This is a genomic window from Pseudomonas viridiflava (assembly GCF_900184295.1).
Lineage (GTDB): Bacteria > Pseudomonadota > Gammaproteobacteria > Pseudomonadales > Pseudomonadaceae > Aquipseudomonas > Aquipseudomonas viridiflava.
The window spans coordinates 3882046-3895207 of record NZ_LT855380.1 but is presented as its reverse complement, the minus strand read 5'-3'; the positions used below and the strand labels follow the sequence as shown (position 1 = coordinate 3895207).

Here is a 13162-nt window from a genome sequence, read left to right as displayed (position 1 = left end):
TCGAAATTTTTATCCAAACCAGTGGTTGTAAACTCGCTCCAGACCGGTACAATGGCGCGGCTCGCCAACTGGTGAGCGTCGTTATGGTGACCCCATCGGTCCCCCCGCAACGATTACCCGTGAACCTGGTCAGATCCGGAAGGAAGCAGCCACAGCGGGAACATTGTGTGCCGGGGTGTGGCTGGTGGGGGCACCACCTTAACGAACCTCTGTCGGTCCTCGACGCAGCAATATACCCAGCCTCTGTCCAAGCACTCGATCTGGATCTTCCGTTCAGTCATGTCGTCGCATCAGCCATCGATATCCGTTCCCTGGATAATCGACGCCAACGCTCAGTGCATCTGTCTTCCTACAGCCCACCCTCAAGAAATATCCGGCGGCGTTCCTTGCGGCCTATGTTCTCGTGTTTGCAGACGTCATAAAGCGCTTCGAAGCGGCTCATCTCGACGTCATCACACTGGGTCATTCGATAAATCAGGCTGTCGTAGTCCGCTTCGGTAATGAACTTGTACAAGCCGCGTCGATAGAGAAAGCCCGTTTGAAAGGCCAGCGTTTCGGCAGAGTAGGGTGTCGGCCCGACAAAGCAGTTTTCCATGTCGATGACTTTCATCGGTTCGGCGTTGTTCTCGTCGAGCATGATGTTCAGCGCGGAGAAGTCCATGTGGTAGATGCCCTTGGCATTGCTGCGTTGCAGCAGCTCAAGTGCATGTTCCACGAACCACTGAACGCGTTGCGGATGTTGCTCAAGCCAGTCCTGGCCGTCGCAATAGCCGTCCAGCAGTTCGGTCAGCAGCAGGGTTTCCTGTACAAGGCCCAGACCGCGGCGGATGTAACCGAAGCCGATGATGGAAGGCGAGGGTATCCCGCGCTGACTGGCGGCCAGGGTGTTGTGCAGTTCTTCCACTGCCCAGTCATATCGGCCGTCGGCGGTCTGTCGCCCGAGCGTCACGCGCAAGCGGGATTTCAGGCTTTCCAGCAATTGGGATTTGGCAAATAGCCGGGTTTCGCCGGCCAGTAGCGGTCCGCTGATGCGCTTGCGGGATTTGCTCTTGGGCTGGTCGAACCAGCGGCTGACGGAGTCGAGCAGTTCGGCGGAAGGTGGCTGGTTGAAGTGAAAGGTTGCGTTCTCCACCTGATGCGTATGCAAAAAGCTGGAAAGTGCTGTCGATACCGAAAGCATGATCGAGTCCATTCCGGGTGTGCGTGAAAGGCTGAGTGGTTCAGCTCTGAATATGTAAGGCAGTAACTAGTGTCTTGCGATTAGTTGAAGCATTGTCTTTTTGTTCGACAATTCGGGCTGTTAATGGTGATGTTCACGCTTTCAGTGCATGAGTGCGATGAGTGCCCAATTATATGCCGTAAGCGCTCTAGGCTGCTCCTTACAGGACGCCTGAGCGAGGCGTATCGGCAGGTTTCAGCAGATCCTTAGTTCAAGTTTGCCTATTTGTCTGCAAATTTTCCGCCAATGCAGATGGTTGGATGAATGTACAGAAAATTGCACTGAACGCCTTGGCACTAATGCCACCTAATCCTCTACGCGTCGCTTGAAACCGTGTTACGGCAAGGGGCATATCAGGTCGCTGCGGGTGTCAAAGGCTTTTCGGTCGGGCGTCTCGCAGCCATGCAGCCGGGGGACCTAATGGAACATGACATCATCGTCTTTTTTACAGACTCGCAATTTCTGGGCATATCGCTGGCAAACTGGATTCTGGCTATCGTCGCTTCGACGCTGAGCTTCATTCTGGTTCGCGGTGCGATCGGCTTTGTGTTGCGCAAGATCCGCACACGATCCTCCGCGCCCAACGCGCATTTGAGTTACATCGCCGTCGAGGTGTTATCCGGCACCAGCAATACACTGATATTGCTGGCGTCACTGCTGATCGGCGTCGGCATGCTCGACCTGCCGGAGCGCTGGCTCGGACGTGTCAGCAGCCTGTGGTTCGTGGTCGCGGCGTTGCAGGTCGGGCTGTGGGCGAATCGGGCGATTGCGCTAGCGCTGTATCGTTATTTTGCACGGCACAGCACAACCAGCACCTTTCAAGGCAGTGCGCTGGCGACCTTGAGCCTCTGGGGCGCGAAGGTGCTGTTGTGGGCCACGGTGCTGATGGCGATGCTGTCCAACGTCGGGGTCAACATCACGGCGTTTGTGGCCAGTCTCGGCGTGGGCGGTATCGCCGTGGCGCTGGCGGTACAGAACATTCTCGGTGATGTCTTCGCCTCGCTGGCCATCGCGGTGGATAAACCGTTCGAGATTGGCGACTTCATTGTCGTGGGTTCGCTTTCAGGTACCGTCGAACACGTTGGCCTGAAGACCACGCGCATTCGCAGTCTGGGCGGCGAGCAGATCGTCATGGCCAATGCCGACATGATCGGCAGCACCATTCAGAACTACAAGCGGTTGCAAGAGCGGCGCATCGTCTTCGATTTCAGGCTGACGTACGATTGTTCCGTTGACCAGGTGCGTGAAGTACCGAAGAAGGTCGAAGAGATCATTCGCCGCCTGAAGAACGCGCGTTTCGACCGTTCGCACTTCCGCAGTTTTGGCGAGACGTCGCTGGAGTTCGAGACGGTCTACATCGTGCTCGACCCCAGCTACAACGTCTATATGGACGTGCAGCAGACGATCAATCTGGAAATCATGGAAGCGTTTGCCGACATGGATGTGCGTTTTGCCTTCCCGTCACGCACGGTGTATGTGGCGTCCCTGCCCGAGTCCAGAGCGTCGAAGCGGACCGCTCTGGAAATGGACAAGGCTCAGGCCTGACAGCCGATTCAGGCTTTGTGATGGTTGCTGAATTGCAAGGCGTTGGTGAGGTCGCCCATAGGCTGCTGGCCCCGGGCGACCATTGCGTCGTCGCGACGCTTGAGGCCGTCGAGCTTTTCCAGGCCGTGAACGCGAGTGATCAGGCGCAGGATCGACGCGGTGTCGTAAACGGTGTGGTCGACCGTGCCTTTGCGGGCAAACGGTGAGATGACCAGCGCCGGAATCCGTGTGCCGGGGCCGAAACGGTCGCCCTTGGGCGGTGCAACGTGGTCCCACCAGCCGCCGTTCTCATCCATGGTGATCACAATCACCATATTTTCCCATTGCGGACTGTTACGCAGCACCTTGACCACACGGTCTATGTGTCGGTCGCCCGACGCCACGTCGGCATAGCCTGCGTGCATGTTCAGGTTGCCCTGAGGCTTATAGAAGGTAACGGCGGGCAGCTTGCCTGCTTGGGCATCGGCCAGAAAACGATTGGTGCTCGCTTCGTCACCCAGGCCACCATCACGCAACCGGCGTTTACGCTCGGCAGGGTTCTGCGGGCCTTGCTTTACGAAGTAGTTGAACGGCTGGTGATGGTATTGAAAGTTGGGGATCTTCGGGATACCGGTGGAATCCTTGAATTCATCCAGCGTGACCTGCCAGGCGCCTGCGTACCACGCCCAGTCGATGTCCTTCTTCGACAGCTTGTCGCCGATGTGCTCATGATTCTGCGGTACCAGCACGTTGGCCAGATCCGGTTTGGAATAATCGGGGTTCTGCGGGTCGCGCAGCCAGGTCGGCCAGTAGGGCGGGGCCAGGGTGTTGACCGCATAGTTATCCGGGGTGATCGCGCTGGGGCCAAATTGCGGCGGTCCTTCCATGGCGCTGGCGGGGGATTTGTCCAGCGGCTTGAGGCGCGGGTCTTCCGGGTTGTCGCTTTGCAGCGTGGCGATCTGCGATTTGGCGGGCGAGTTGGCGGCATCGGGATAGATCGGCGCCGTTGCTGAAATCAGGTACTGGTGGTTGAGGAACGAGCCACCGAAAGCGCCCTGAAAAAAGTTGTCGCACAGCACGAATTCTTTCGCCACGTCCCACAGTCGCAGTGAGTATTGCGTCTGCGCATATTGGCCCATGGTCAGTCCGCCGGAATCGGCCCAGGCCACGAAACGGTCGTTCTTGCCTTCGTTGATCTGCATCTGGTTTTGATAGAACACATGCCACAGGTCACGGGTGACCAGGCTCAGCGGCAGGTCTTCATTGTTCGGACCCTTGAGCGGGAAGGGCGCGTTGGGCAGGTTTTCCTGAAACTGCACGCCAGCCGGGTAGGTCACGCCATCGACGCTCTGCGGACCGACCTGCAGCACGCCGCCCCAGGCGGGCGGCAGTTTGCTCAGCAGACTGCCATCGCGGTCACGTTGTTCATAATCAGCGGCCTTGAGGGAAGACAGCGGCTTTTCCACGCCTGGAAAGTTGCCGAACAGGTTGTTGAAACTGCGGTTTTCCGCGTAGATCACCACGACTGTCTTGACGTTGTCGCGCAGGGCCTTGTCCAGGGCTGCGCCGGTCAGGTGCTTCTCGGCTGCGGCAGGTGGCTTTTCACCGGCGGTGACGTAACTGCTCAGCGTAACGCCTGCGCCCAATGCTGCCATGCCGCCCAGAAAGCGACGACGGCTGGGGTGGAGGGTGGACTCGTCGTCGGGTCTGTCGGTCATCGCGAATACCTGTCTGAATTATGTGTTACCAAAGATTTCAGGCGAGCGTAGCGATGGAATATGACGCTATTGCTACAGCGCGAACAGCCTCTATTGATGAAAACATGTTCACGAACGGGCAAATTCGGCCGTCAGGTCACAATAAGCAGGACACCGGATGCAATTTTGTCCCTGCTCGGCTAGCATTGGCGGTCTTCCGCTTACCAGTCGCGACGGTTTTCAATGAGTTATCAGGTTCTTGCACGTAAATGGCGTCCGCGCTCGTTCCGCGAAATGGTCGGCCAGACACATGTGTTGAAGGCCCTGATCAACGCGCTCGACAGCCAGCGCCTGCACCACGCCTATCTGTTCACCGGCACGCGCGGTGTGGGCAAGACCACCATCGCGCGCATCATTGCCAAATGCCTGAACTGCGAAACCGGCATTACCTCAACGCCTTGCGGCGTCTGTTCGGTGTGCAAGGAGATCGATGAGGGTCGTTTCGTCGACCTGATCGAGATCGACGCCGCCAGCCGTACCAAGGTCGAAGACACCCGTGAATTGCTCGACAACGTGCAGTACGCGCCGAGTCGCGGACGCTTCAAGGTCTACCTGATCGACGAAGTGCACATGCTGTCCAGCCACTCGTTCAACGCCTTGCTCAAGACGCTTGAAGAGCCGCCGCCCTACGTCAAGTTCATCCTGGCGACGACCGATCCGCAGAAGCTGCCCGCGACCATTCTGTCGCGCTGCCTGCAGTTTTCCCTGAAGAACATGACGCCGGAACGTGTGGTCGAGCATTTGACCCACGTGCTGGGTGTCGAGAACGTGCCGTTCGAAGACGACGCGCTGTGGTTGCTGGGCCGCGCCGCCGATGGTTCGATGCGCGACGCCATGAGCCTGACCGATCAGGCGATTGCCTTCGGTGAAGGCAAGGTCATGGCTACCGATGTGCGCGCCATGCTTGGCACGCTGGACCATGGTCAGGTGTTCGATGTGCTGACCGCGTTGCTGGAAGGCGATGCACGTGGCGTGCTTGAAGCCGTGCGCCATCTGGCCGAGCAGGGGCCTGACTGGAACGGTGTGCTCTCGGAAATTCTTAACGTGCTGCACCGCGTGGCGATTGCCCAGGCGCTGCCCGAGGGTGTCGACAACGGTCACGGCGACCGTGATCGCGTCCTCGCTCTGGCGCAGGCGCTGCCGGCCGAAGACGTGCAATTCTATTATCAGATGGGCCTGATCGGCCGACGTGACCTGCCTCTGGCGCCCGACCCGCGTGGCGGTTTTGAGATGGTGCTGCTGCGCATGCTGGCGTTCCGGCCGGCCGATAGCGAGAACGCGCCGAGGCAGCCGCTAAAGCCGGTGGGGATCAGCCAGGCCACGGCTGATTCCCAAAGGGCAGTGGCCGATGCGACACCTGTTGCATCGGTGGCTTCCCAACCGCCTGTGATGGCAGCGCCCGATCCCGCCTTTGAAGCGACGGTGCCCGCGCCTGAACCGGCTCCGGTCAAAGCTGCGCAGGTGAAGCCTGAGCCTGAACAGGCTCAACCCGCGCCGCCAGCGCCTGCCGAAGAAATCGATCTGCCCTGGAACGAACCGAAAACGCCCGTTGCCGATGTAATACCTGAGCCTGTCGCCGAGCCCGCCGAAGCGCCGGTTGCCGAACCCGTTCTGGAAACCCTCGGCGAACAGCCTGATCTGACGCCCATGCCGACGCCTGCGCCCGCAAGTCCCGTACCGGACGCGCCGCAGGTCGAGGAACAACAGGTGCAGGAACAGCCTGCCGAAGAACCCCAGCCGGTTGCCGAGCAGGCTGTCACTCCGACCATGCTCGAAGCCATTCCGGATGTGGCGTATCTGTCAGCTCCGATGGACCGCGACGACGAGCCGCCACCGGACGATGACTATGTTGAGCCGGATGTGGACATCGACCCTGCGTCCTACGCTTACCTGGACGAGCTGGCGCATGAGAGCGTCGGTGACGCCGAACCGGTCGAACCCGAGCCGACGCCTGCCGCCATGCCCGCCACGGGCCTTGCGCTGGAATGGCTGGAGATGTTTCCCGGCTTGCCAATCTCCGGTATGACCGGCAGCATCGCCGCCAACTGTACGCTGATGGGCAAGGAGGGCGATCACTGGTTGCTGCACCTCGACCCGGCGCACAGCGCGCTGTTCAACTCGACCCAGCAACGTCGTCTGAACGACGCGTTGAACCAGTTCACGGGCCGCACGATCAATCTGTCTATCGAGCTGATCAAGCCCGAGCAGGAAACCCCTGCCCAGGCCGCGTCGCGTTTGCGTGCCGAGCGCCAGCGCCAGGCCGAGGCCTCGATTCATGCCGATCCGTTCATTCAGCAGATGCTGCAGCAGTTTGGCGCGATGATTCGAGAAGATACGATCAAGCCTGTGGATGCTCCGGCAGCGCAGACTCAATAACTGACGGCACGGCGCTTCGCGCGCTGCGCAAACGAACCATCCATATTCGAGGAGATATCCCATGATGAAAGGTGGCATGGCTGGCCTGATGAAGCAGGCCCAGCAAATGCAGGAAAAAATGGCCAAGATGCAGGAAGAACTGGCCAACGCGGAAGTCACCGGTCAATCGGGCGCAGGTCTGGTGAGCGTTGTGATGACCGGTCGTCATGACGTCAAGCGCATCAATCTGGATGACAGTCTGATGCAGGAAGACAAGGAAGTGCTGGAAGACCTGATCGCCGCCGCCGTCAACGACGCCGTGCGCAAGATCGAACAGGCCAGCCAGGAAAAGACCGCCTCCATGACCGCCGGCATGCAACTGCCGCCAGGCATGAAGCTGCCGTTCTGACGGTTGCTGTTGCGGGTATCAATGCCAGGCCATGTGCCTGGCATTTTTTTGGGCCGCAGGATTGTGCCGGGCACTGAAACATCTGTGCGACCAGACAAATGGGACGCGGAGCGTTCCGGGCTGCGTACCTACGCAGAGCGCTCATCGTTATACACAAGTCCGCCTCAACACTGATCGTGATGATCGTTCCTACGCTCTGCGTGGGAATGCCTCCCGTGACGCTCCGCGTCACAAATGGCATAGACTGAGGATTCAGTGAGCCAGGCGCATGACGTGGGTAACGCTGGAGCTTGGGCGCGCATCTGCGCCACATTCGAGAGCGGACGCGGAGCGTCCTGAGCGGCATTCCCACGCGGAGCGTAGGAACGATCAGCGTGATCTCAAGCACGCTGATCATGCCCACGCCTGTGCTCAGCGTTATACCCGAGTCTTGCTGCGACCACGGACTACTGTGGGAGGCGGCTTGCCGGCGATGCTTTTTCTGAAGCGACCTATCAGCGACTGAACGGACGCAATCGCCGGCAAGCCGCCTCCCACGGGGTATGCATTCAGTCAGATGCTTACGTTTTGGCCCCCGTTTTGCGCGTCTTGCGGACTTGTGTATAACGACGAGCGCAGAGCATGGGCACGATCAGTGTGAAGGCGATTCCGGCTGAAACGTCCGCTGGCGGGCTTACTCCGCGCCAAACCCGACAATTGCCTTCGTCTCCAGATACTCCTCAAACCCTTGCACCCCGTACTCGCGCCCGTTGCCGGAGCGTTTGTAGCCGCCGAACGGCGCCATCGGGTTCCAGGCCGGGTAGTTGAGGAGCACTTGACCGGCGCGGATCCGGGAGGCCACGGCTCGAGCCTGCTGCAGGTCCTGGCTTTGCACATGCGCGCCCAGCCCATAGACCGTGTCGTTGGCGATGGCCACCGCTTCATCCACTGTCTCGTAGGCGATCAGGCACAGCACCGGGCCGAAAATTTCTTCCTGAGCGATGCGCATCGACGTGTTCACGTTGGAGAACACGGTAGGGCGGGCATAGAAGCCTTTCTCGAAACCCTCGACACGACCCGGACCGCCGCAGATCAGCTTTGCGCCTTCGCCAAGCCCCGCTTCGATCATCGCCTGCACGCGATGAAACTGGGCCTCATTGGCAATCGGGCCCAGCACTGTGATGTCCGACTGTGGATCGCCGACAATGATCGCGTTGGCGGTTTCGATGGCCAGCGCTTCGACTTCCGCCAGACGATTTTTCGGCACGATCATGCGCGTCGGTGCACTGCACGACTGGCCGACGTTGCGGAACGCCGCCATGACGCCCAGCGGCACGGCCTTGGCGAAATCAGCGTCGGGCAACAGCACGTTGGGGGATTTGCCCCCCAGTTCCTGCGTGACACGTTTCACGGTCGGAGCGGCCGCCTGGGCGACCAGGGCACCTGCGCGATTGGAGCCGGTGATGGAAATCATGTCGATGTCAGGGTGCGCCGCCATCGCGCCGCCGACTTCCGGGCCGCTGCCATTCACCAGATTGAACACCCCGGCAGGCAGACCCGCGTCGTGTACCAGTTGCGCGAACAGCAATGCGCTCAAGGGCGACAGTTCGCTGGGCTTGAGTACCACGGTACAACCTGCGGCAATGGCCGGAGCAACCTTGGCGGTGATCTGATACAGCGGCCAGTTCCATGGCGTAATAAGACCGCAGACCCCGATGGGCTCACGCTGAATCGCCGTGCTGCCTTCGACGGTCTGGAACGCATAGGTGCTCAGCAAATCCCGCGCAACCCGAACGTGCTCGGCCGCCAGCGGCACCTGCATCGCCCGCGCCGAACTGATGGACGCGCCCATTTCCAGGGACAACGCCTGCGCCAGGTCCTCCTTGCGCTCGATGATCAGTTCATGGATGCGGCCAATCACCTGAGCCCGCACGTCTGCCGGAGTGCCGGACCAACCGGCAAAGGCCGCTCGTGCCGCTGCCACAGCGCGATCCACGTCGGCCGCTGTACCGCTGGCGACGTGTGCGACAACCTCTTCGGTGGCCGGATTGATCACCGGCAGCGTCGCCGCAACTGCGGGAGAGCACCAGCGGCCATCGATGTAAAACTGCTGCGCCGTGTGCGGATCGACGCGATGGCTGTTCGGGGAATGTATGGTCATCCAGCGGGCTCCCTGGAGCGAGAAAAGATCGGCGGCAGCAGACGGCCCGTGAAGGCCAATCCGTTTCATATCAATAAGCTAACAAAGCGATCTGGATAAAAAGCGCCGATCTTGAAGGCTGCGAAGAATAATCTGCTGTATGCGGGCCGCTAAGCGCATGGAGCTGTTTTTGGCACGCGTACCAGCGCTTCGATCTCGATCAGATAGCCATGGTGCAACTCTGGAACGGGAACCACGGCGCGGGCCGGGCGATGCTCGCCCAGATATCGGGCGTAGATCCGGTCGAAGGCGGGCCAGTGTTTGACGCCTGCCACGTAGACCGTAACCTTGATCACGTTCTCGATGCTGCATTCGGCAGCCGTGATAATCGCCAGCAGGTTGTCCAGCGCGATGGCTGCCTGGACCTCGAACGGCTCGTCGACGCTGTGGCTGCCGTCGGCGCGTATCGGCAATTGCCCCGAGACGTACAGCGTGTCCTGATGCCGAACGGCCTGTGAATAATGCCCGCCCGGCGATGCGGCATGAGGTGTATGGATCAACTCGATTTCACCAGCCATGCAAGCGACTCCAGGTGTGCACGCTGCCTTCGGCATCCAGCGCGTGATAGTCAGGGAATTGCGCGCCGGTGGCGCACGCGTGGTTGGGCAGGATGCGCAACCGACTGCCGATCGGGAAGCGCTCAGTGATATCGCCGCAGTCCTCGGCCGCCAGGGTAATAATGCCGTGTTCCTGATTGGCGCCGGTCACGCACGCGCCTTCGATCCAGTCGCCGCTTTCGGTGCAGGCCTGGCCGTAGCCGAAATCCTGGCGCTGACGCTGTGTGCCGCGGTCACGGCTCATGGCCATCCAGCCCGCGTCCACGATGATCCAGCCCTTGTCCTGCTGGTGACCGATAACTGTGGTCAGTACGCTCAGCGCAAGCTCATCGGCCGCGCAGACGCCGATGTTGTGCATCACCAGATCGAAAAACACATAAACCCCGGCCCTGACCTCGGTCACGCCTTCCAGGCTCTGCGCCGAGAGGGCTGTGGGCGTGGAGCCGATACTGACCTCGGGGCAGGGCAGTCCGGCGTCACGGATGCGCCCGGCAGCACTGACGCACAGAGAGCGCTCCTGTTCGGCCATCGCCTCTAATGCTTCGGGCGTATCCAGATCGTAGCTGGACCCGGCGTGTGTCATTACGCCACGCAATTGCATGCCGCCTTCGATCAGCAATCGCGCCACCGCTACCAGTGTCTCGTCATCGGCCGCCAGACCGGAGCGATGGCCGTCGCAGTCGATCTCGATCCACACCTCGAAACGCTCGTCGTGCTCCTGCCCGAACGCAACGATGTGCTGCGCAGCAACGACGCTGTCAGTCAGGATGCTCAGGCGGCAGCCCTTGCGGCGCAGGGCGAATGCCTGATGCAGTTTGCCGGGTGCCATGGCGACGGCGTAGAACACATCGTCGATCCCGTTGGCAAAACAATATTCGGCTTCTTTAAGTGTCGAGACCGTTACGCCGCAGGCACCGGCGGCCAGTTGCGCCTCAATGACCGGCAAGGATTTGCTGGTCTTGACGTGCGGCCGCAGGCGTACGCCGAGGTTATTCATGCGTTGCTGCATGCGCTGGATGTTGTGCTGCATGCGTGACACGTCGATCAGCGCGATGGGCGTATCAAGGGACGGCGGTAAGTTGGGCATCAGAGAGGCTGACATGTGTTGCGCTCGTGTGGCTGGGTACGCATTCACTCTACTGTTCGATAATGAAGCTGTGGTTCAATCAGCCTTCATCAATCCTTAAGCTGAGCTGAATGATTGCCATCGAAGATTTGCGTCTGGCGGTAACGCTGTCGCGTTGTGAGTCACTCAGTGCGGCGGCCAGAGTGCTTAACGTTTCGCCACCGGCGTTGTCGATGCGGCTACGCAAGCTGGAAACGCAACTGGGTATTACGTTGGCCAACCGGGATGCCCGCCGCTTGAGCCTGACTGCCGATGGCGAGCGCTTCGCCCGGGAAAGCGCGCATTTGCTGGAACAGCTGGAAGCGCTGCCGGAGTCTTTCAAACAGCGTGACGAACGCCTGGTCGGCACGCTCAGGCTGGCCGCGCCCTTCGGCTATGGCCGCCAGCGTATCGCGCCGCTGCTGGCGCGCTTCGCCAGACTGCATCCACAACTGCGCCTGCACCTCGACCTGCGTGAAACGCCCTGGCCGGATCGACATGACAGTGATGCCGTGATTCATATCGGCAGCCTCAACGACAGCCTGTGGATCGCCCGCACGCTGGCACACAACAACCGCTGGCTGTGCGCCAGCCCTGGGTATTTGGAGCAACACGGCATTCCTGCCTCGCCTGATGAGCTGGCAGGTCATCGCTGCATCTGTATCCGGGAAAACGACGAAGACGTGACCCTCTGGCACATGAGCAAAGGTGCTTCGAAGAAGACATTGCGTATCGAGCCGGCGCTGCTGACCAACGACGGCTCTGTCGCCCGCCGCTGGGCCGAGCAAGGGCTGGGCATCGTGCTCCGCTCCCAATGGGACGTCAGCGACGCCATCGCCAGCGGCGCACTGGTGCGCGTGCTCACCGACTGGCAACTGACCAGCGCCCCCATCAATCTGCTGGTGCCGGTCCGCAAACAACGCAGCGCGCGGGTGCAGGCGCTGATGGAGTTTCTGGAGATGGCGTTGAAGGTGTGATCAGCGGTTGTAATTCACTGAATGAGCTTTTGCCCGAAGGGTGTAGGAGTTCTCACAGGTTACGACGGCAGCGATGGGCTGTGCAGCTCACCCAGGTTGTATCTGACACTCCGCATGTGCAGGTTTTGCTGCCGGTTCCCGGCAGATCGCCGGCAAGCCGCCTCTTATCAAACAACCTGTAAACCACTGAAGAAACGAGATTTTGTGGGAGCGGACCGGGCGGCGTTCCGTTTGTCCGCGAAAAGGCGGTACATCCGACGCATATGCAGTGGCTGAAATACTGCATTCGCGGACAAGTCCGCTCCCACGACGCCCGGTGTTTGCTGCGCGACAGCGCTACGTCGAAGACGTGGTGGGGACTCCCACACTCCGGCGTCGCAGCACCGGCTATTGGTCGCACCCGTTCAACCCCGAATTGACGCTGGCGGTAACGCGCGGGTATAAACCGCGTCTTGTGTTTTTGTCGGACTTTTCTTCATGAGCTTCAGCCCTCTGATTCGCCAGTTGATCGATGCCTTCCGCGTGCTGCCGGGCGTTGGTCAGAAAACCGCGCAGCGTATGGCGCTGCAGTTGCTGGAGCGTGATCGCAGCGGCGGTTCGCGGCTGGCGCTGGCCTTGAGTCAGGCAATGGAAGGTGTCGGCCACTGCCGTCTGTGCCGCACGCTGACCGAAGAAGAACTTTGCCCGCAATGCGCCGACGTGCGTCGCGACGACACGCTGCTCTGCGTGGTCGAAGGACCGACGGATGTCTACGCCGTGGAGCAGACCGGCTATCGCGGCCGCTATTTCGTGCTCAAGGGCCATCTCTCGCCACTCGACGGTCTTGGCCCCGAGGCCATCGGCATTCCACAACTGATGGAGCGTATTGCCGGGCAGGGCACGTTCACCGAAGTGATCCTGGCGACCAACCCCACCGTGGAGGGCGAGGCCACTGCTCATTACATCGCCCAGTTGCTCAACCAGAAAGGCCTGATCGCCTCGCGCATCGCCCACGGTGTGCCGCTGGGTGGCGAGCTGGATCTTGTGGACGGCGGCACGCTGGCGCATTCGTTTGCCGGGCGCAAGCCGATTGCGATGTAA

The 13162-nt window shown here is 60.5% G+C and carries 10 protein-coding genes and 1 other RNA gene; 6 read left to right on the top strand and 5 right to left on the bottom strand.

Translation table 11 applies throughout. The features are described from left to right. Nucleotides 1–93: 93 nt before the first annotated feature. An RNA gene (gene ffs, locus CFBP1590_RS17530) (signal recognition particle sRNA small type) lies at nt 94–190 on the top strand. A 159-nt stretch (nt 191–349) separates the two neighbouring features. Here the strand turns inward: ffs and CFBP1590_RS17525 are convergent. Then, the gene (locus CFBP1590_RS17525) at nt 350–1180 is read right to left on the bottom strand and encodes a lipopolysaccharide kinase InaA family protein (protein ID WP_088235607.1); all 831 of its coding nucleotides are present in this window, start codon (nt 1178–1180) and stop codon (nt 350–352) included. Nucleotides 1181–1639: 459 nt separating this feature from the next. Here CFBP1590_RS17525 and CFBP1590_RS17520 point away from each other — a divergent pair, with 459 nt between their 5' ends. Next, a complete protein-coding gene (locus tag CFBP1590_RS17520) occupies nt 1640–2764 on the top strand; it encodes a mechanosensitive ion channel family protein (RefSeq protein ID WP_025996929.1) in 1125 nt (374 codons plus the stop codon). 8 nt (nt 2765–2772) lie between these two features. Here the strand turns inward: CFBP1590_RS17520 and CFBP1590_RS17515 are convergent, their stop codons facing one another. Further along, a complete protein-coding gene (locus CFBP1590_RS17515) occupies nt 2773–4461 on the bottom strand; it encodes an acid phosphatase (RefSeq protein ID WP_088235606.1) in 1689 nt (562 codons plus the stop codon). A 222-nt stretch (nt 4462–4683) separates the two neighbouring features. Between CFBP1590_RS17515 and dnaX the strand changes: the two genes are divergently transcribed. Together dnaX and CFBP1590_RS17505 are read left to right on the top strand one after the other, a co-directional pair. After that, nucleotides 4684–6876 carry a DNA polymerase III subunit gamma/tau gene (gene dnaX / locus CFBP1590_RS17510; RefSeq protein WP_088235605.1) on the top strand — a complete coding sequence of 731 codons (2193 nt, stop codon included), beginning with the start codon at nt 4684–4686 and terminating at the stop codon, nt 6874–6876. A 61-nt stretch (nt 6877–6937) separates the two neighbouring features. Then, nucleotides 6938–7264 (top strand): YbaB/EbfC family nucleoid-associated protein, encoded by a 327-nt coding sequence (locus CFBP1590_RS17505; protein ID WP_004886053.1) that lies wholly within the window; start codon nt 6938–6940, stop codon nt 7262–7264. Nucleotides 7265–7937: 673 nt separating this feature from the next. Here the strand turns inward: CFBP1590_RS17505 and CFBP1590_RS17500 are convergent. The 3 genes from CFBP1590_RS17500 to CFBP1590_RS17490 all read right to left on the bottom strand — a co-directional run bounded on the left by CFBP1590_RS17500 (nt 7938) and on the right by CFBP1590_RS17490 (nt 11087). Then, the gene (locus CFBP1590_RS17500; RefSeq protein WP_088235604.1) at nt 7938–9404 is read right to left on the bottom strand and encodes an aldehyde dehydrogenase family protein; all 1467 of its coding nucleotides are present in this window, start codon (nt 9402–9404) and stop codon (nt 7938–7940) included. Nucleotides 9405–9553: 149 nt separating this feature from the next. Continuing rightward, a complete protein-coding gene (locus CFBP1590_RS17495; protein WP_088235603.1) occupies nt 9554–9961 on the bottom strand; it encodes a RidA family protein in 408 nt (135 codons plus the stop codon). Beyond that, nucleotides 9951–11087: a DSD1 family PLP-dependent enzyme gene (locus CFBP1590_RS17490; RefSeq protein WP_162999713.1), complete on the bottom strand. Its 1137-nt coding sequence runs from the start codon at nt 11085–11087 to the stop codon at nt 9951–9953. The genes CFBP1590_RS17495 and CFBP1590_RS17490 overlap by 11 nt, the downstream gene beginning before the upstream one ends. A 110-nt stretch (nt 11088–11197) precedes the next feature. On the opposite strand from CFBP1590_RS17490, the gene CFBP1590_RS17485 reads away from it, so the two are divergent. Then, on the top strand, nt 11198–12082 hold the full coding sequence (locus CFBP1590_RS17485; RefSeq protein WP_058431091.1) for a LysR family transcriptional regulator: 885 nt from the start codon (nt 11198–11200) through the stop codon (nt 12080–12082). A gap of 477 nt (nt 12083–12559) precedes the next feature. Continuing rightward, entirely contained in the window at nt 12560–13162 is a 603-nt protein-coding gene (recR, locus tag CFBP1590_RS17480) for a recombination mediator RecR (RefSeq protein WP_004888133.1), read from the top strand.